Raw genomic sequence first — 16,578 nt, 5'->3', positions numbered from 1 at the left:
GGAACGAAGAGCAGTCGACCAACGGTCGACTCTACCCACCCGCCCGAATTCATCCGGCCGGGCCGGACGGTGCGGGGCGTCCGCAGGGTAGGGTCGACCGTTGGTCGACTATCGCGCGCAGCGCGGGTTTTGCGCGGTCGGAACGAAGAGCAGTCGACCAACGGTCGACTCTACCCACCCGCCCGAATTCATCCGGCCGGGCCGGACGGTGCGGGGCGTCCGCAGGGTAGGGTCGACCGTTGGTCGACTATCGCGCGCAGCGCGGGCTTTGCGCGGTCGGAACGAAGAGCAGTCGACCAACGGTCGACTCTACCGGGCCGGTGGTTGCCAGCGTCAGAACGCCCCCGACCTTCCGGCCGGGGGCGCAGGTCATCAGTCGACGCTGATGCCGGCCAGGCGCTGCAGCGCCTCGGCGTACTTGGCGCGGGTGCGCTCGATGATTTCGGCCGGGATGGCCGGGCCCGGGGCGGTCTTGCCCCAGTCCAGCGTCTCCAGGTAATCACGCACGAACTGCTTGTCGTAGCTCGGCGGGCTGGTGCCCACTTCGTACTCGTCGGCCGGCCAGTAGCGCGAGGAATCCGGCGTCAGCATCTCGTCCATGATGTACAGGCGGCCATCGGCATCGGTACCGAACTCGAACTTGGTATCGGCCAGGATGATGCCGCGCTCGCGGGCGTAGTCCGCCGCGAACTTGTAGATGCGCAGAGTGGCATCGCGCACGCGCTCGGCCAGGTCCGCGCCCACCTGCTTGACCATCGCATCGAAATCGATGTTCTCGTCGTGGTCGCCCACGGCGGCCTTGGTGGACGGGGTGAAGATCGGCTCGGGCAGCTGCTCGGCCTGGCGCAGGCCATCGGGCAGGTCGATGCCGCTGACCTTGCCGGTGCGCTGGTAGTCCTTCCAGCCGCTGCCGATCAGGTAACCGCGGGCGATCGCCTCCACCGGCACCGGCTTCAGCTTGCGGGTGACCACCGCACGCTTGGCGTACAGGGCCGGGTCCACGCCCTCGGGCAGCACGCTGGCCACGTCGATGCCGGTCAGGTGGTTGGGCATCAGGTGCGCGGTCTTGGCGAACCAGAAGTTGGACACCTGGCAGAGCATCTCGCCCTTGCCCGGGATCGGGTCGGGCAGGACCACGTCGAACGCCGACAGGCGATCGGTGGCCACCATCAGCAGGTAGTCGCCCGGCGGGGTCCCTGCAGGCAGCCGCTCGCGCGGGATATCGAACACATCACGCACCTTGCCGCGATGGCGCAAGGGCAGGCCGGGGAGATCGGATTGCAACAGCGTGGTTGGCACGGGCACTCCTGGGGCGTTGTCGATACGGCTGCCCAACGGACCCGGCGGGCCCGCTGGCCAGCGGGCGGCCTAGTGTAAAGCGGTCCGGGCCCGCTGTGACGTAAAATGAGCGTCCATTTCGCCGGTCGACCCTGGGGCGCCATGCGCTGGTACGGAAAACTGCTCGGTTTCATCGCCGGGGCCCTGCTGTTCCGGCCCAATCCGCTGTTCGGGGCGGTCATCGGCCTGCTGCTCGGCCATGCCTTCGACTCGGACTGGTTCCGCCTGAACAAGGAAAACCCGTACCGGGAGCTGGGGCTGACCTCCGAGGCCACCGATGCCGAGGTCGAGCGGGCCTACCGCAAGCTCATTTCCCAGTACCACCCCGACAAGCTCGGCGGCGCGGCCCCCGAGCTGCAGCAGCAGGCCGAGCAGAAGTCGCGGCGGATCAACGCCGCCTACGACCGCATCAAGACGCTGCGCAAGCGCTGACCCCTTTCCCTCGTCTCCAAGGCCCCGGCCATGTCCAACTGCCTCATCGCTCCGTCCATCCTGTCCGCCGATTTCGCCCGCCTGGGCGAGGAAGTGGACAACGTCCTGGCCGCCGGTGCGGACTGGGTCCACTTCGACGTGATGGACAACCATTACGTGCCCAACCTGACCATCGGCCCGATGGTCTGCCAAGCCCTGCGCAAGCATGGCGTCACCGCGCCGATCGACGTGCACCTGATGGTCGAGCCGGTGGACCGCATCATCCCGGACTTCGCCGAGACCGGTGCCACTTACATCAGCTTCCACCCGGAGGCCAGCCGCCACCCGCACCGCACCATCCAGCTGATCCGCTCGCTGGGCTGCAAGCCGGGCCTGGTGCTGAACCCGGCCACCCCGGTAGACATCCTGGACTGGGTGCTGGATGACCTGGACCTGGTGCTGCTGATGTCGGTCAACCCGGGCTTCGGCGGCCAGGCCTTCATTCCCTCGGCGCTGGACAAGCTGCGCGTGGTTCGCCAGAAGATCGATGCCAGCGGCAAGGACATCCGCCTGGAGATCGACGGTGGCGTGAAGGCCGACAACATCGGCGCGATTGCCGCCGCCGGCGCCGACACCTTCGTGGCCGGCTCGGCCATCTTCAACGCCAAGACCAGCTACCAGGACGTGATCGCGCAGATGCGCGCGAACGTCGCTGCGGCCCGCTGACAAAATGCGGAGGGAGGGGATTAAGCTCGATAATCCCCTCCGTCCCCTTTTGCGCACATGGCACTGTTGAACATCCGCCCGGCCACCGTGGCCGATGCTGGCCTGATCCTGCATTTCATCCGCGAGCTGGCCATCTACGAGAAGGCCGAGCATTCGGTGCAGACCGATGAGATCGGCATCGCCGAGAGCCTGTTCGGCGTCGATGCCACCGCCCGCGCGCTGATCTGCGAAGCCGACGGCGAGGCCATCGGCTATGCGGTGTATTTCTACAACTATTCCACCTGGCTGGGCCGCAAGGGCATCTATCTGGAAGACCTGTACGTCAGTCAGGAAAAGCGCGGCTGCGGCGCCGGCAAGGCGCTGCTGAAGTACATCGCGCGCCAGGCCGTGGCCGAGGGTTGCGGTCGCTTCGAATGGTCGGTGCTGGACTGGAACACCCCGGCCATCGAGTTCTACGCCGCCGCCGGCGCCAAGCCGCAGGACGAGTGGACCGTGTACCGGCTGCAGGGCCAGGCGCTGCACGACTTCGCCAACGGCTGAAGAAAAAAAGACCGCGCCACACACTGGCGCGGCCCTGCTGCATTCGTGGGAGGCTGATCCTGCCTCCATCCGTCTTCCCTGCTATGGCCTCCCATTCTCCAGGCCGGCCATGACATCTGCATGACATCCACGCATGGTGTGGATCTACCGCCTGGCGTTCACTGGCCGCGAACGCGCGATTGATAGCCTGTGCCACCCCTACTGGAAGCACCTGCATGACCACCCCGCGCTGGCGCCTGATACTCAACGGTAAATCCGCGGGCAACGACGAGCTGCGTGAGGCTGTTGGTCACTGGCGCGGGCAGGGCGTGCAGCTGGAAGTGCGGGTGACCTGGGAGGAGGGCGACGCCGAGCGCTACGTGGCCGAGGCCATTGACCAGGGCGTGGATGTGATCGTGGCCGCCGGCGGTGATGGCACGCTCAGCGCGGTGGCCGAGACCCTGGCCCATCGCGGAGAACCTGCCGACACGCTGCCATCGCTGGCACTGGTGCCGATGGGCACGGCCAACGATTTCGCCACGTCGGCCGGCATCCCCACGGATCCGGAAGAAGCGTTCGCGCTGATCGCGCAAGCCTCGGCGCGGCCCATCGATCTGCTGCGCGTGGACGCCGATGGCAAACGCTGGTGGTGCGCCAACCTGGCCAGCGGCGGCTTCGGTACCCAGGTGACCGTGGAAACCGATGCAGGCTTGAAGAAGATGCTGGGCGGGCTGGCTTATGTCATCACCGGCATCGCCAAGCTGGGCCGCATCGAGCCGATCACCGCGCGCCTGACCGGCCCGGATTTCGAGTGGGAAGGCGGGTTCATCGCCCTGGGCATCGGCAACGGCCGCCAGGCCGGCGGTGGCCAGCAGCTGTGCCCGCAGGCGCTGATCGATGACGGCCTGCTGGACCTCACCGTGGTACCCGAACTGGACGGCGAGGTCGCCGCAACCCTGGGCCAGATGCTGACCGGTGGCAAGGAGGCGGCATTGGAGCGCGTGGCGAACCGCGCACAGCTGCCGTGGCTGCAGATCGACGCGCCGCAGGCACTGACGTTGAACCTGGACGGCGAGCCGGTGCAGGCGCAGCGTTTCCGCATCGACTGCGTGGCGGGCCGGGTGCGCATGCACCTGCCGGCGGATTGCGAGCTGCTCTCCGCCCGCTGAGGCGCGGGCTACAGCAGGGGGATGTCTTCTTCCCTGCTCGGGAACTTGAAGGCCTCGCGCTTCCTGCGGATGTGTTCGGGCATCGGCGGGCGCGGGATGTTGCGGTCAGCCAACCACTGTTGGCACTTCTTCTGCCAGGGCAGGTTGTCGGGCGTGGTGATTTCCCAATAGATGTCTTCGACCATCAGTTGACGCGCAGTCTTGCCCGATCCCTCCTGTACAGGTTGGGAGATGGTGGGATCTGCACCATGCTCCAGCAGCCAGTAGGCATAGTCGAACCCCCCTCTCCCTGTGTACCAGCTTAGGACGGTGTCATCGCCCAAGCTGCGGCGATTGGATTCATTTACATCTGCGCCGTTTTCCACCAGTGTCTGGACATTCTTCCACTGATTTCCGCTGATGAACGCCTGAAACAACAGGGTTTCATTGGCCGAGTTGCGCGTGTTGGGATCGCCTCCGTGCTTCAGTAGAAGCTCGAGGAATCGGGGGTCATCCATCTTGGCCGCGTAGACCATCGCATTGTTGTAACCAAGCTTTCGTCCATCCACGGTCTTGTATGCGCGTGCATTCGGATCTGCGCCGTTTTCCAAGAGATCGCGCAACCCATCGAGATTCTTCGCCCGGAGTGGCCAGGCAACAAGAGGAATTCCGGCGTCGCGCGCGAAGGCCTTGTCGGGATCGACGCCTTCGTCCTTCATCAGACGAGTAATCGCCTCGATATCCGCTTGTTCGCTTGCGACTGCCAACTCGAGCGCTTTCCCTTCGAAGTAAGCCTCTGCGCCGTGCATTGACTGCGGCGCGCACGCCGAAAGAAGAATCAGAGCCGTTGCCAGGAGGGCAAGCCGAACGAGATGTCGCAGGCGAACATCCATGTCAGATCTCCTTACAGAAGCGGAATGTCTTCTTCCCTGCTCGGGAACTTGAAGGCCTCGCGCTTCCTGCGGATGTGTTCGGGCATTGGCGAGCGAGGGATGTTGCGGTCAGCCAGCCACTGCTGACACTTCTTCTGCCAGGGCAGGTTGGCGGGCGTGGTGATCTCCCAGTAGATGTCCTCGACCATCTTCTGTCGACCGGGTTGGCTTGACCCTTTCGGCCTTGCAATCGCGGGATCAGCACCATGTTCCAGCAGCCAGTATGCGTAGTCGAAACCGCCTCGCGTGGTGTACCAGCTCAATACCGTGTCATCGCCCAGGTCCAGACTTGATTCATTGATGTTGGCCCCGTTCTCAATCAGTACCTGGATGTTCTTCCACTGATTCCCGCTGAGGAATGCCTGAAGGAGTAGCGTCTCGTTTGCCGAGTTTCGTGTATTTGGATCTCCGCCGTGCTTCAGGAGCAGCTCCAGGAAGCGAGGGTCGTCCATCTTTGCCGCGTAGACCATCGCATTGTTGTAACCAAGCTTGCGTCCATCCACGGTCTTGTATGCGCGTGCATTCGGATCTGCGCCGTTTTCCAAGAGGGCGCGCAACCCATCGAGATTCTTCGCCCGGAGTGGCCAGGCAACAAGAGGAATTCCGGCGTCGCGCGCGAAGGCCTTGTCGGGATCGACGCCTTCGTCCTTCATCAGACGAGTGATCGCCTCGCCGTCCCCTTGCTCGCTTGCAATCGCCAATGCGAGTGCATTGCCCGCGAAGTACTGGTCAGCGCCATTTTTCGACTGGGGCGAACACGCAGAAAGCAGAGCGAGCGCTGCGGCCAGGAGCAGGATTGAAGCGGTAAGGCGAAGCGGATGACAGTCCATGTCAGATCTCCTTACAGAAGCGGAATGTCTTCTTCCCTGCTCGGGAACTTGAAGGCCTCGCGCTTCCTGCGGATGTGTTCGGGCATCGGAGGGCGAGGGATGTTGCGGTCAGCCAGCCACTGCTGGCACTTCTTCTGCCAGGGCAGGTTGTCGGGCGTGGTGATTTCCCAGTAGATGTCCTCGACCATCAGTTGACGCGCAGTCTTGCCCGAGCCCTCCTGTACAGGTTGGGAGATGGTGGGGTCTGCACCGTGCTCCAGCAACCAGTACGCATAGTCGAACCCACCTCTCCGCGTGTACCAGCTTAGGACGGTGTCATCGCCCAAGCTGCGGCGATTGGATTCATTTACATCTGCGCCGTTCTCCACCAGTGTCTGGACGTTCTTCCATTGATTTCCGCTGATGAACGCTTGGTAGAGAAGCGTCTCATTGTTGATGTTGCGCGTACGGGGATTGCCGCCGTGTTTAAGTAGAAGATCCAGATAGCGTGGGTCGTCCATCTTCGCCGCGTAGACCATTGCGTTGTCGAAGTTGATCAACTGCCCGTTCATCTCCTTCGACTCGCGGGCGTTGGGGTCTGCACCGACATCAAGAAGGGCTTTCAGTCCCTCGGTGCTGCGGGCTCGCAGCGGCCACGCGATCAGAGGGATTTCGTCGCGCGATGAAAACGTCTTGTCTGGATCGACGCCTTCCTCTTTGACGATGTGACGTATGGCATTGGAGTCGCCGCTTTCGGCAGCAATCGCCAGCTGTAGAGCTTTGCCTTCGAAGTAGCCTTCAGCGCCATGAGCAGATGTCGCTGTAGTCGCAGAGCATCCCGTTACAAGGAAAAGTGTGATCCATGCCGCGCTTACGAGGAATCTTGTCGTCATATTGTGAAGAATGACGTTCATTTTTTTCCTTTTGGTCCGCTCGTGGCGTGACAGTAGCAAAGGGTTCTGGTAATCCATAGCTACCGCAGAATAAGCGGCATTTCAAAGTGCAATGGAGTTTGCCATGAGTGATCAGGACAATGAGGCGCGTGCCCGCGTAGTCCGTGAGCAGAACATGCTTGTCCAGCAGTTGCGCGATAGTGGAAATGGAAGTGAAGCGGATCGTCTACAAGAGACGTACCACGCGCGCGAAATGTCGGGACTGGCTGCCGATGTGTATCAGTCTGCGAAGCGCGAAGGGACCCCTCCTGCGGGATGGACGCGCGCAAGCAGCGATCCCGCTGCACTTCGCAAGGCTGGGTTTGATATCTCCGACGCTGACCTCAAGGAGCTGTTGGAGCCAGCGCGTTCGGGGTTCCGGGCGGAAATCTACCTGCCAGACAGGCACGTTCTGGGCGAAGATGCCAAGCCGGTAATTGTCTACAAGGGATCCATGGGTGAGATTCTTGACCCGCTGGCACCCAACGGAAAGCGTGAGTCCGGCAGTGAGGACTTCCTCAACAATGGCCAGCAGGGCATTGGCATGCGCAGCGACTACTATGATCGCGCCATGGATCTTGCCGCCGCCATGAACGCGCGCGTCCCCGGCGGATTCGAAATAGCCGGCCACTCTCTCGGCGGCGGCATGGCCTCCGCTGCTTCCGCCGTCACCGGCGCACGCGCCACCACCTTCAATGCCGCTGGCCTGCATCCGGCAACCGCATCGCGCTACGCCAAGGACAACGGTCTGCCGACCTTCGACACCGGGCAGACCGTGCACACATACCAGACCACCGGTGAAGTGCTGAACGATGTGCAGAACGGCATGCACCGGCTCAGCGAGCAGCAGCGCCGCGGCTACGGCTTGCTGGCCAACGAGCTGGGCATGGTGCTGAAGGACCCGGTCATGCAGAAGGTCGTCGGCGAGAAGCTGCGCGAGATGCTGCCGCCGGGTGCGCAGACCTCTGCAGCACAGTTCATCGAACAGCTCGCGACGCAACCGGGTCAGCAGGCGCTGCGGGATATTCCGCTTGCGGCAGGGCGCCTCGAGCTGCTGCTTGAGGCAAAGACGCGCGATGCGCAGGGCGTGCTGGTTGACCGTCCGCATGCTGCGGCACCCAGCCAGGTGGCGGAGCTCGCCGGCCCGATATCCACCGTGCTGCATTCCACAGCCGCCGGCATGCACATCGGCCGTCGGGCGGGTGAGCAGGTTGAGAAAGCAGGCGCCGCCGTAGCCCATGTACTGGACAGAACCGGCGATGGCGTCGAGCACGTGCTGAAAACCGAAGGCATGGCCATCGGTCAGGTGGTGAACATGGGCTCGGTCAATCTGCAGGTGAGCACGCGCGCGGCCAGCACGGTGATCGCTTCGGGGCGCGAACTGACCGGCAGCATCGAAGCCACCGCACACCGGGTGCACTCGCAGGCCGGTGCCGGTGGCCTGTCGGCACTGTCGTGGGTGGCTGGCCACATCGGCATGGACAAGGTGGCCGACAAGCTGACCAGGCAGGCCGCGACCGTTCGCGACCAGGGTGAGCAACATGCCCAGCACGCGAAAACCCAGGCCCATGCCGATGCCGAGGGCGTCCGTGCGAAGGGCGAGCGCGTGGCCGCCGCCATCAACCACGATGGGCAGTGGGTGGCGGGCAAGCTGCAGAACGGGTTTGCCACTGCGGGCGCGCATGTGGATCGCGGCTATGACTTCATGGCGTCCCACGTGAAAGGCATCACGGCCACCGCGCCGGTTACGCTGGCCACCGTGGGCGGTGCAACCGCGGGCATCGGGAAAGCGGCCGCGACGCACCTGCCCAGCGGCAATTTGCCGCAGGACGTCGTAAGACTGCACAACCTGGATCAGTCCGCACGCGTGGTTCGCGGCATCGGGGCGGCTTTCAGCGAGGCGACGGCCCGCCATGGCATGGACCCGACCGTCATTCCCAGCCTGGACGCCGCGCTGATCAAGCAGGAAGCCGCCGCGCGCACGCTGATCGAGCAGCAGCCGAGCATCGCGCCTGCCGCTGATGGCCGGCAGGCCGGCCGCACCACGGAGCCCGGGAAACCGGCGATCGGCATCGATCATCCTGCCCACGCCGGCAACCCCCTGTTCCTCGGCGCCCAGGCCGGCGTCCACGCCCTGGACCGCGCCCACAACCGCGTGCCCGACCTGCAGAGCGACCAGCTTGCCGGCGCACTGGCGGCCCAGGCCAAGCGGGAAGGGCTGGAGACCATCTCCCACGTGGTCCTCAGCGACGACCGCGCACGCGCCTTTGCCGTCGACACCGCCGACCTCAACGCCCCGCAGCGCCGCCATGCCCATGTCGAGGTGGCCCAGGGCTTGGCCCAGCCGCTGGCCGTGAGCACCGCCCAGATCGACGCCCTCAACGCCGGCCGCGCTGCCGCCTTGGACGCCGGGTTGGCCCAGCAGCAGGTGCAGGAGTCGCAGGAGCAGGCGCGACGCATGGGGTAGCGAGGGCGGGGTTTCCCTCCCGGCGAAGCTGCGCTACAGTCATCGGGTGTCCAGCCTGACGACCCCGCATACCCTTTCTTCCGCACGCCGTTGGTGGCGATGGTGGCCCGTTGCCGTCGTCCGCCCCCATAACGCTGTGTCCCGGAAGGAAAGTCGTCTTGAATTCGCTCGCTCAGTTTCAGCAGCAGGCCGCTGAAGGCCACACCCATATCCCCGTCGTCCGTGAAGTGCTGTCCGACCTGGACACGCCGCTTTCGGTCTATCTGAAGCTCGCCGACGGCCCCAATACCTACCTGTTTGAATCCGTCGAAGGCGGCGAGCGCTTTGGTCGTTACTCGATCATCGGCCTGCCGGCACGTCGCGTGTACGCCTTCCACGGCCACACCCTGACCGTGCGTGAAGACGGCCAGGTGGTGGAAACCCGCGAAGTGGCCGATCCCTTCGCCGAGGTCGAGGCGCTGCGCAGCGCCCACTCGGTGCCGAAGCTGGACGGCCTGCCGGGCTTCACTGGTGGCCTGGTCGGCTGGTTCGGCTTCGAGTGCATCGGCTACATCGAGCCGCGCCTGGCCCCGCCGGCCGGCCGCGACGAGCTGGGCACGCCGGACATCCTGCTGCTGGATTCCAACGAGCTGGCGGTGTTCGACAACCTTAAGGGCCGCCTGTACCTGATCGTGCATGCCGACCCGCGCGTCGACGGTGCGTTCGACCAGGCCCAGGCCCGCCTGGATGCCCTGACCGCCAAGTTGCGTGCGCCGGGTGCGGGCTATCCCGCGGCGCTGACCAGCGACGTGCTGGACGAATCCGATTTCATCTCCGGTTTCACCCGCGAAGGTTTCGTCGATGCGGTCCAGCGCAGCAAGGAATACATCCGCGCCGGCGACATCTTCCAGGTGGTGCTGAGCCAGCGCCTGAGCGTGCCGTTCAAGGCGCGCCCGGTGGATGTGTACCGCGCGCTGCGTGCACTGAACCCCTCGCCGTACATGTATTTCCTCGATGTCGGCGACCTGCAGGTGGTCGGTTCGTCGCCGGAAATCCTGGTGCGCCTGCAACATACTGATGACGGCGTGGGCAAAGTGACCGTGCGCCCGATTGCCGGTACCCGCCCGCGCGGTGCGACGCCGGAGCTGGACCAGGCGCTGGAAGCCGAGCTGCTGGCCGATCCCAAGGAACGCGCCGAGCACCTGATGCTGATCGACCTCGGCCGCAACGATGCCGGCCGCGTGTCCAAGGCCGGCACCGTGGAAGTGGGCGAGCAGTTCGTGATCGAGCGCTACAGCCACGTCATGCACATCGTTAGCGAAGTGACCGGGCAGCTGCAGCCGGGCCTGAGCTACGCCGACGTGCTGCGCGCCACGTTCCCGGCCGGCACGGTCAGCGGTGCGCCGAAGATCCGCGCGCTGGAAGTGATCCGCGAGCTGGAACCGATCAAGCGCAATGTGTACGCCGGCAGCATCGGCTACATCGGCTGGCACGGCGATGCCGATACCGCCATCGCCATCCGCACCGCCGTCATCAAGGACGGCCGCCTGTACGTGCAGGCCGGCGCCGGCATCGTCTACGACTCGGACCCGGACAAGGAATGGGACGAGACGATGAACAAGGGCCGCGCGCTGTTCCGCGCCGTCGCCCAGGCTGCCAAGGGTCTTTAACAGAGGAGGTTAATGGATGTCGAAGGAACAAGTATTAGCAGCAATGGATCTTGGGGCAAGCGTGGCCGAGCATGATCGGCTCCTTTACCAATGTTTCATTAGCCACCCGATTCTATTTGAGCTGGTAACAGATCGAAAGGATGTGGTGTTGGGGGCCAAGGGCGCCGGAAAGTCCTCACTCTGGAAGGAGGTCACCGGTAATCAACAGCGATACGAGAAAATTAAAGACGTTAAATTTGGGCTGGTCACCAATCCTGCTGGAGATCCCGAGTTTCGAGACGTTCTAGCAGCTATTAGGAAAGAGGATTTTCCCGATGATGATGAGCTGCGGGTCGCATGGCGTCTCTACTTGCTCGCGCAATTTTGGCGAAATTGCAGAGAACTAATTCCTGAATCAGACCAAAAAGCCGCTGTCCAAAAGTCGATATCAAAGTATGGAATTGTCCTCGATGATGGCAGTGGACTGAAGCAAGCTTTTGCTTTTGCTGTTGCGAAGGCTCGTGCGCTAAAGAACGTGGATCTCAAATGGACTTCCGGAGTTTCGTTTGAGTTCGATCACAATCTTTTGGTGGCAGGAGGGAGTGCGGCTGCCATTCCATTTAACGATATTATAAGTTCTATCAACGATCTCGTTGCTTCTGTAAACAGGCGGGTATGGCTCGTTCTTGATCGGCTTGATGAAATCGTGCTTGGTGATGAGGCGAGAGAAAATGCTGTGCTTCGGGGGCTTTTGCTTGCCTACAGAGATTTGAGTGATTGGCAAAATCTCAAGGTAAAAATCTTCCTGCGAGACGATGTCTTTGATCGGGTAACCTCTATGGGGGGCTTTCCTGCATTGACCCATGTTCGCAGTAAAACGGCCGGTCCGATTAAGTGGGAAGTTCAAGATCTTTTGCACTTGCTTGTACGCAGGTTGGTGGAAAATAGGACGGTGGCTGAATTTGCTCAAGCTGATGCAAATTTTGTCCAGTCGCAGCGTAATAGAGAGCTTGTATTCTATAGGCTCTTCCCCGAGAAGATCGATAAGGGTCGTGCTGCTGACGCAATAGACTGGATTGTGGATCGGCTTCGAGATGGTAATCGAGTGGCGACTCCTCGCGATCTAATTAATGCGGTTGATGCGGCACGTACTTATCAATTGGAAGATTTTAATAGAGAGCCATCTCCCTCAATGGATGGTCCATTGCTCTATGAGGACTCGATCAGGAAATCTGTAAGAAAAATATCCAAGGACAATCTCGAGACGCGGATCTATGCAGAGTATCCTGATCTGCGGAGTGCAATCGAAAAGTTCAGAGGCGGGAAGGCGGATCACAATGAGGCAACTCTCGCGGCTCTCCTCGGAAAGGATTGGGCGAATGTGTTGAGTCAGTTGCTTCGAATTGGATTCATGTACAAGCGAACGCGTTCTGGCGTTGACATGTGGACTATTCCATTCTTCTTCAGTTTTGGCTTGGATGTGACGCGAGGGGCCGCCTTTGAAATGGCGGGATCGAATGATGACGAAGATTAATTCTGATGAAAATTTGATAGCGTAGTTTTCGCTCAGCGAAAGACTCGGCCCGCCGCTCTATGAGGGGTGGGATTCTTGGACGGCCGCCATGGTGCGGCCGTCTCTTTGCTCCCTTCCTAGACAAGGAGTACCGCATGAAGCTGCTGAGCGCATTGCTGTGGTCGTCGCTGCTGGCCACGATGGCCCCGTCTGCATGGGCGCAGGCCAACACCCTTCCCTCGCAGCCGCACCTGCTGGTGAAGGGGCAGGGCACCCGCACGGTGATGCCGGATCGGTTCGGCCTGCAGTTGAACATTGAAGAGACCGACATGGATGCCGATGCGGCGCGCCGCCGCGTGCAGGACAACGTTGCCCGCGTGCTGGCGCTGTTCAAGCAGAACAAGGCGGTGGAGGGCAGCGTGCGTGCGGACAACCTGCGGATCGGCCCAGCGACGCGTTATGAGCAGAACCGGCAGGTCTTCATCGGCACCCGCGTGTCGCGCCAGCTGCGTGCCAGCTTCGCCAGCGTGAAGGCGATGCAGGACGTGCTGGGCGCGCTGAAGGCCAACGAAAACGTACAGGTCAGCAGCATGGCCCCGACCTACTCAGATGAAGTGGCGCTGCGCCGCGAACTCAAGGGCGAGGCGGCAGCCCAGACCCGCGAGTCCGCGCAGGGCCTGGCCAAGGCCTATGGAACGAGCGTGCGCGGCCTGTACAGCATTTCCGATGTGGCGCCGAGCTTTGCCTACGGCGTGCAGGCTGGCAATTGGCCTCGCGCCGACGACATGATCACCCCGCCCGCGCCGCCCGCGCCGCAGAACAGCATCGAGGCCACGGGCTCCCGCCTGCGCGAGTCGGTCGAAGCCGGCCCCATCACCTACACCGAAAACGTGTACGCCATTTTCCTGATAAGCGACGGAACCTGACCATGTTGTGGATGATCGACAACTACGACAGCTTCACCTACAACCTCGTGCAGTACCTGCAGACGCTGGGCGCCGAGGTCAAGGTGGTGCGCAACGATGCGATGAGCGTGGACGAGATCGCCGCGCAGAAACCCGAACGCATCGTCATCTCGCCCGGGCCGTGCACGCCCAACGAAGCGGGCGTGTCGCTGGAGCTGATCCAGCGCCTCGGCCCGACCACGCCCATCCTCGGCGTGTGCCTGGGCCACCAGGGCATCGGCCAGGTCTACGGCGGCACGGTCATCCGCGCCGGCAACATCATGCACGGCAAGACCTCGCCCATCCGACATGAAGGCAAGGGCGTGTTCGCCGGCCTGCCGGACCGTTACCAGGCCACCCGCTACCACTCGCTGGTGGTGGACAAGCACAGCCTGCCCGACGCGCTGGAAGTGACCGCCTGGACCGAGAACAAGGACGGCTCGATCGAAGAGATCATGGGCCTGCGCCATCGCCAGTTCCCGGTGGAAGGCGTGCAGTTCCACCCCGAATCCATCCTCACCGAACACGGCCACGCCCTGCTGCGCAATTTCCTGCAGCGCCCGGCGGCCTGATCCAAGGAGCATTCCGATGAGCTTCTCCCCCCAGGAAGCCCTGCAACGCACCATCGAGCACCGCGAAATCTTCTTCGACGAAATGGTCGACCTGATGCGGCAGATCATGCGCGGCGATGTCTCGCCGATGATGACCGCCGCCATCCTCACCGGCCTGCGGGTGAAGAAGGAAACCATCGACGAGATTGCCGCGGCGGCCACGGTCATGCGCGAATTCGCGCTGGCGGTGCCGGTGGCCGATACCACCCACCTCGTCGACATCGTCGGCACCGGGGGCGATGGCTCGCACACCTTCAACATCTCGACCTGCGCGATGTTCGTCGCCGCCGCTGCCGGTGCGCGCGTGGCCAAGCACGGCAACCGCAGCGTGTCGTCCAAGTCCGGCAGCGCCGATGCGGTGGAAGCGCTGGGCGCGGCCATCGAACTGCAGCCGGCCCAGGTGGCAGCGGCCATCGAACAGACCGGCATCGGCTTCATGTTCGCGCCGATCCACCACCCCTCGATGAAGGTCGTCGCGCCGGTCCGCCGCGAGATGGGCGTGCGCACCATCTTCAACATCCTCGGCCCGCTGACCAACCCGGCCAGTGCACCGGCGGTGCTGATGGGCGTGTTCCATCCAGATCTGGTGGGCATCCAGGCGCGCGTGCTGCGCGAACTGGGCACCGAGCGCGCGATGGTGGTCTGGGGCCGCGACAACATGGACGAGATCTCGCTGGGCGCCGGCACCCTGGTGGGCGAGCTGCGCGACGGCAAGGTGCGCGAGTACGAGATCCACCCGGAAGACTTCGGCATCGCCATGTCGGCCAGCCGCAACCTGCGCGTGGACAGCCCCGAGCAGTCCATCCAGATGCTGCGCGCGGTGCTGGACAACACGCCGGGCCCGGCGCTGGACATCGTCGCCCTGAACGCTGGCGCGGCCCTGTACGTGGCCGGCGTGGCCAGCGACATCGGCGACGGCCTGGCCCGCGCCCGCGCCGCCATCGCCAGCGGCAGCGCCCGCCAGCGCCTGCAGCAGTACGTTGATACCACCCGCGCGCTGGTTGCCTGAGCGCGCGGTTCAGCCAGACCCACCCGATGGCCGATAATGGCCGTCCTCACCGCCCCCGCATTGAACCGACGACGATGAGCGACATCCTGCAGACGATCCTGGCCCGCAAGGCCGAAGAAGTGGCCCAGCGCCGCGCCCAGCGCCCGCTGGAGGCGCTGCAGGCCGCCCTGGCCAGTGCCCCGCCGGTCCGTGGCTTCGTGAGCGCCCTGCAGGCGGCCGTGGCCAACGGCGACCCGGCGGTCATCGCCGAGGTGAAGAAGGCCAGCCCGTCCAAGGGCGTCATCCGCCCGGACTTCCGCCCGGCCGACATCGCCGTCAGCTACGAGTTCGGTGGCGCCAGCTGTCTGTCGGTGCTGACCGACGTCGATTTCTTCCAGGGCGCCGATGCTTACCTGCAGCAGGCCCGCGAGGCCTGCACGCTGCCGGTGCTGCGCAAGGACTTCGTGATTGACGCCTACCAGGTGTACGAGGCGCGCGTGCTGGGCGCCGACTGCATCTTGCTGATCGTCGCCGCGCTGGACGACACCCAGCTGGCCACCCTGTCCGAACTGGCCCTGTCGCTGGGCATGGACGTGCTGGTGGAAGTGCATGACATCGACGAACTGGAGCGCGCGCTGCAGGTGCCGGCGCCGATGATCGGCATCAACAACCGCAACCTGCGCACCTTCGAGGTCTCGCTGCAGACCACCCTGGACATGCAGAAAGCGGTGCCGCGCGACCGCCTGCTGGTGACCGAAAGCGGCATCCTCGGCCCGCAGGACGTGGCCCTGATGCGCGACGCCGGCATCCATGCGTTCCTGGTCGGCGAGGCCTTCATGCGCGTGGAAGAGCCGGGCGAGGGCCTGCGTCAGCTATTCTTCGCGGCATGACAACGCACTATCCAACGCCGCGCGAGGATGCGCCGCTGGTGGTCTTCGACTTCGACCACACCCTCTACGACGGCGATTCGGGCACCCACCTGTTCGCCTCGCTGATCAAGCGCAATCCCCTGCGCATGCTGGCCGCGCTGCTGGTGACGCCGATCGCCGGGCCGATGGTGGCGATGCTGCCGACTCGCCGCGCCGGCATTTCGGTCTATGTGTGGATCGGCAGCTTCGGCCTGCACCGGGCGCGTGACTTCAACAAGGTCATTGACGCCTACGTGCTGCGCAACGAGGCGCAGATGCGCGCCAAGCTGCTGCCGCAGGCGCTGGAAGTGTTCGCCGCGCACCGGGCCAAGGGCGACCGCGTGGTCGTCGCCACCGGCGCACCGCCGGAGCTGGCGCGCGCCATCCTCGGCTTCGTGGCCCACCAGGACGTGCCGGTGATCGGCACCGAGGTCGGCCCGCGCCTGGGCGGGGTCGGCCCGACCCGCCACTGCCACAACGAAGAAAAGATGCGCATGCTGCGCGAACGCGGCTACGGGCAGATCGACATCGCCTATTCGGACAGCACCGCCGACCTGCCGCTGCTGCTGGCGGCCATGGCCCCGGTGGTGGTGAACCCGAAGCCGGGCAAGGTCGCGTTCTTCCGCAGCGTGCTGCCGGTCGGCACCCGCATCCTCAACTGGGGCTGCGTGGACCGCGGCGGCGACAAGGCCTGAGGCTGAGCC

16 protein-coding genes are annotated in these 16,578 nt (G+C 64.0%); 12 read left to right on the top strand and 4 right to left on the bottom strand.

Annotation, left to right across the window (positions count from 1 at the left end):
- Window positions 1-372: 372 nt before the first annotated feature.
- On the bottom strand, window positions 373-1,299 hold the full coding sequence (locus tag FJU31_RS15500) for a phosphoribosylaminoimidazolesuccinocarboxamide synthase (protein WP_079223909.1): 927 nt from the start codon (window positions 1,297-1,299) through the stop codon (window positions 373-375).
- Between the two features lie 141 nt (window positions 1,300-1,440).
- Here FJU31_RS15500 and FJU31_RS15495 point away from each other — a divergent pair, with 141 nt between their 5' ends.
- From FJU31_RS15495 to yegS, 4 genes are all read left to right on the top strand, one after another.
- Window positions 1,441-1,770, top strand: coding sequence for a J domain-containing protein (locus FJU31_RS15495; protein WP_079223907.1), 330 nt, complete (start codon window positions 1,441-1,443; stop codon window positions 1,768-1,770).
- Between the two features lie 30 nt (window positions 1,771-1,800).
- Window positions 1,801-2,475 (top strand): ribulose-phosphate 3-epimerase, encoded by a 675-nt coding sequence (rpe, locus tag FJU31_RS15490; protein ID WP_150455535.1) that lies wholly within the window; start codon window positions 1,801-1,803, stop codon window positions 2,473-2,475.
- A 57-nt stretch (window positions 2,476-2,532) separates the two neighbouring features.
- Window positions 2,533-3,015 carry a GNAT family N-acetyltransferase gene (locus FJU31_RS15485; protein WP_150455534.1) on the top strand — a complete coding sequence of 161 codons (483 nt, stop codon included), beginning with the start codon at window positions 2,533-2,535 and terminating at the stop codon, window positions 3,013-3,015.
- Window positions 3,016-3,230: 215 nt separating this feature from the next.
- On the top strand, window positions 3,231-4,163 hold the full coding sequence (gene yegS, locus FJU31_RS15480) for a lipid kinase YegS (RefSeq protein ID WP_150455533.1): 933 nt from the start codon (window positions 3,231-3,233) through the stop codon (window positions 4,161-4,163).
- An 8-nt stretch (window positions 4,164-4,171) separates the two neighbouring features.
- On the opposite strand, the gene FJU31_RS15475 is transcribed toward yegS, so the two are convergent.
- Genes FJU31_RS15475 through FJU31_RS15465 form a run of 3 tightly spaced genes read right to left on the bottom strand, consistent with a single transcriptional unit; the run spans window position 4,172 to window position 6,797 of the window.
- Window positions 4,172-5,035 carry an ankyrin repeat domain-containing protein gene (locus FJU31_RS15475; RefSeq protein ID WP_150455532.1) on the bottom strand — a complete coding sequence of 288 codons (864 nt, stop codon included), beginning with the start codon at window positions 5,033-5,035 and terminating at the stop codon, window positions 4,172-4,174.
- Window positions 5,036-5,046: 11 nt separating this feature from the next.
- Complete coding sequence (locus FJU31_RS15470; protein WP_150455531.1) at window positions 5,047-5,904, bottom strand: ankyrin repeat domain-containing protein; 858 nt, start codon at window positions 5,902-5,904, stop codon at window positions 5,047-5,049.
- Between the two features lie 11 nt (window positions 5,905-5,915).
- A complete protein-coding gene (locus FJU31_RS15465; protein ID WP_246161374.1) occupies window positions 5,916-6,797 on the bottom strand; it encodes an ankyrin repeat domain-containing protein in 882 nt (293 codons plus the stop codon).
- A gap of 103 nt (window positions 6,798-6,900) precedes the next feature.
- On the opposite strand from FJU31_RS15465, the gene FJU31_RS15460 reads away from it, so the two are divergent.
- The 8 genes from FJU31_RS15460 (at window position 6,901) to FJU31_RS15425 (ending at window position 16,569) form a co-directional block, all read left to right on the top strand.
- Complete coding sequence (locus FJU31_RS15460; RefSeq protein WP_246161372.1) at window positions 6,901-9,282, top strand: Tle-like phospholipase domain-containing protein; 2,382 nt, start codon at window positions 6,901-6,903, stop codon at window positions 9,280-9,282.
- Between the two features lie 158 nt (window positions 9,283-9,440).
- Window positions 9,441-10,931: an anthranilate synthase component I gene (trpE, locus tag FJU31_RS15455; protein ID WP_150455529.1), complete on the top strand. Its 1,491-nt coding sequence runs from the start codon at window positions 9,441-9,443 to the stop codon at window positions 10,929-10,931.
- 16 nt (window positions 10,932-10,947) lie between these two features.
- On the top strand, window positions 10,948-12,444 hold the full coding sequence (locus tag FJU31_RS15450; RefSeq protein ID WP_150455528.1) for a P-loop ATPase, Sll1717 family: 1,497 nt from the start codon (window positions 10,948-10,950) through the stop codon (window positions 12,442-12,444).
- 134 nt (window positions 12,445-12,578) lie between these two features.
- The gene (locus FJU31_RS15445; RefSeq protein WP_150455527.1) at window positions 12,579-13,349 is read left to right on the top strand and encodes an SIMPL domain-containing protein; all 771 of its coding nucleotides are present in this window, start codon (window positions 12,579-12,581) and stop codon (window positions 13,347-13,349) included.
- Between the two features lie 2 nt (window positions 13,350-13,351).
- Window positions 13,352-13,939: an anthranilate synthase component II gene (locus FJU31_RS15440; protein WP_150455526.1), complete on the top strand. Its 588-nt coding sequence runs from the start codon at window positions 13,352-13,354 to the stop codon at window positions 13,937-13,939.
- Between the two features lie 16 nt (window positions 13,940-13,955).
- A complete protein-coding gene (trpD, locus tag FJU31_RS15435; protein WP_150455525.1) occupies window positions 13,956-14,987 on the top strand; it encodes an anthranilate phosphoribosyltransferase in 1,032 nt (343 codons plus the stop codon).
- Between the two features lie 74 nt (window positions 14,988-15,061).
- The gene (gene trpC, locus FJU31_RS15430) at window positions 15,062-15,856 is read left to right on the top strand and encodes an indole-3-glycerol phosphate synthase TrpC (protein ID WP_150455524.1); all 795 of its coding nucleotides are present in this window, start codon (window positions 15,062-15,064) and stop codon (window positions 15,854-15,856) included.
- Window positions 15,853-16,569 carry a haloacid dehalogenase-like hydrolase gene (locus FJU31_RS15425; protein WP_150455523.1) on the top strand — a complete coding sequence of 239 codons (717 nt, stop codon included), beginning with the start codon at window positions 15,853-15,855 and terminating at the stop codon, window positions 16,567-16,569. The genes trpC and FJU31_RS15425 overlap by 4 nt, the downstream gene beginning before the upstream one ends.
- The last annotated feature ends 9 nt before the right edge of the window (window positions 16,570-16,578 follow it).

This window comes from Stenotrophomonas cyclobalanopsidis (assembly GCF_008710035.1).
Lineage (GTDB): Bacteria > Pseudomonadota > Gammaproteobacteria > Xanthomonadales > Xanthomonadaceae > Stenotrophomonas > Stenotrophomonas cyclobalanopsidis.
Note: the sequence above shows the minus strand (reverse complement) of the source record. Positions and strands in the feature narration are given on the sequence as shown.

Excerpts from the sequence above, each read along its gene's own strand:
- FJU31_RS15495 (WP_079223907.1), top strand. The coding sequence starts at position 1,441 with ATGCGCTGGTACGGAAAACTGCTCGGTTTCATCGCCGGGGCCCTGCTG.
- rpe (WP_150455535.1), top strand. The coding sequence starts at position 1,801 with ATGTCCAACTGCCTCATCGCTCCGTCCATCCTGTCCGCCGATTTCGCC.
- FJU31_RS15485 (WP_150455534.1), top strand. The coding sequence starts at position 2,533 with ATGGCACTGTTGAACATCCGCCCGGCCACCGTGGCCGATGCTGGCCTG.
- yegS (WP_150455533.1), top strand. The coding sequence starts at position 3,231 with ATGACCACCCCGCGCTGGCGCCTGATACTCAACGGTAAATCCGCGGGC.
- FJU31_RS15475 (WP_150455532.1), bottom strand. The coding sequence starts at position 5,035 with ATGGATGTTCGCCTGCGACATCTCGTTCGGCTTGCCCTCCTGGCAACG.
- FJU31_RS15470 (WP_150455531.1), bottom strand. The coding sequence starts at position 5,904 with ATGGACTGTCATCCGCTTCGCCTTACCGCTTCAATCCTGCTCCTGGCC.
- FJU31_RS15465 (WP_246161374.1), bottom strand. The coding sequence starts at position 6,797 with ATGAACGTCATTCTTCACAATATGACGACAAGATTCCTCGTAAGCGCG.
- FJU31_RS15460 (WP_246161372.1), top strand. The coding sequence starts at position 6,901 with ATGAGTGATCAGGACAATGAGGCGCGTGCCCGCGTAGTCCGTGAGCAG.
- FJU31_RS15450 (WP_150455528.1), top strand. The coding sequence starts at position 10,948 with ATGTCGAAGGAACAAGTATTAGCAGCAATGGATCTTGGGGCAAGCGTG.
- FJU31_RS15445 (WP_150455527.1), top strand. The coding sequence starts at position 12,579 with ATGAAGCTGCTGAGCGCATTGCTGTGGTCGTCGCTGCTGGCCACGATG.
- FJU31_RS15440 (WP_150455526.1), top strand. The coding sequence starts at position 13,352 with ATGTTGTGGATGATCGACAACTACGACAGCTTCACCTACAACCTCGTG.
- trpD (WP_150455525.1), top strand. The coding sequence starts at position 13,956 with ATGAGCTTCTCCCCCCAGGAAGCCCTGCAACGCACCATCGAGCACCGC.
- trpC (WP_150455524.1), top strand. The coding sequence starts at position 15,062 with ATGAGCGACATCCTGCAGACGATCCTGGCCCGCAAGGCCGAAGAAGTG.
- FJU31_RS15425 (WP_150455523.1), top strand. The coding sequence starts at position 15,853 with ATGACAACGCACTATCCAACGCCGCGCGAGGATGCGCCGCTGGTGGTC.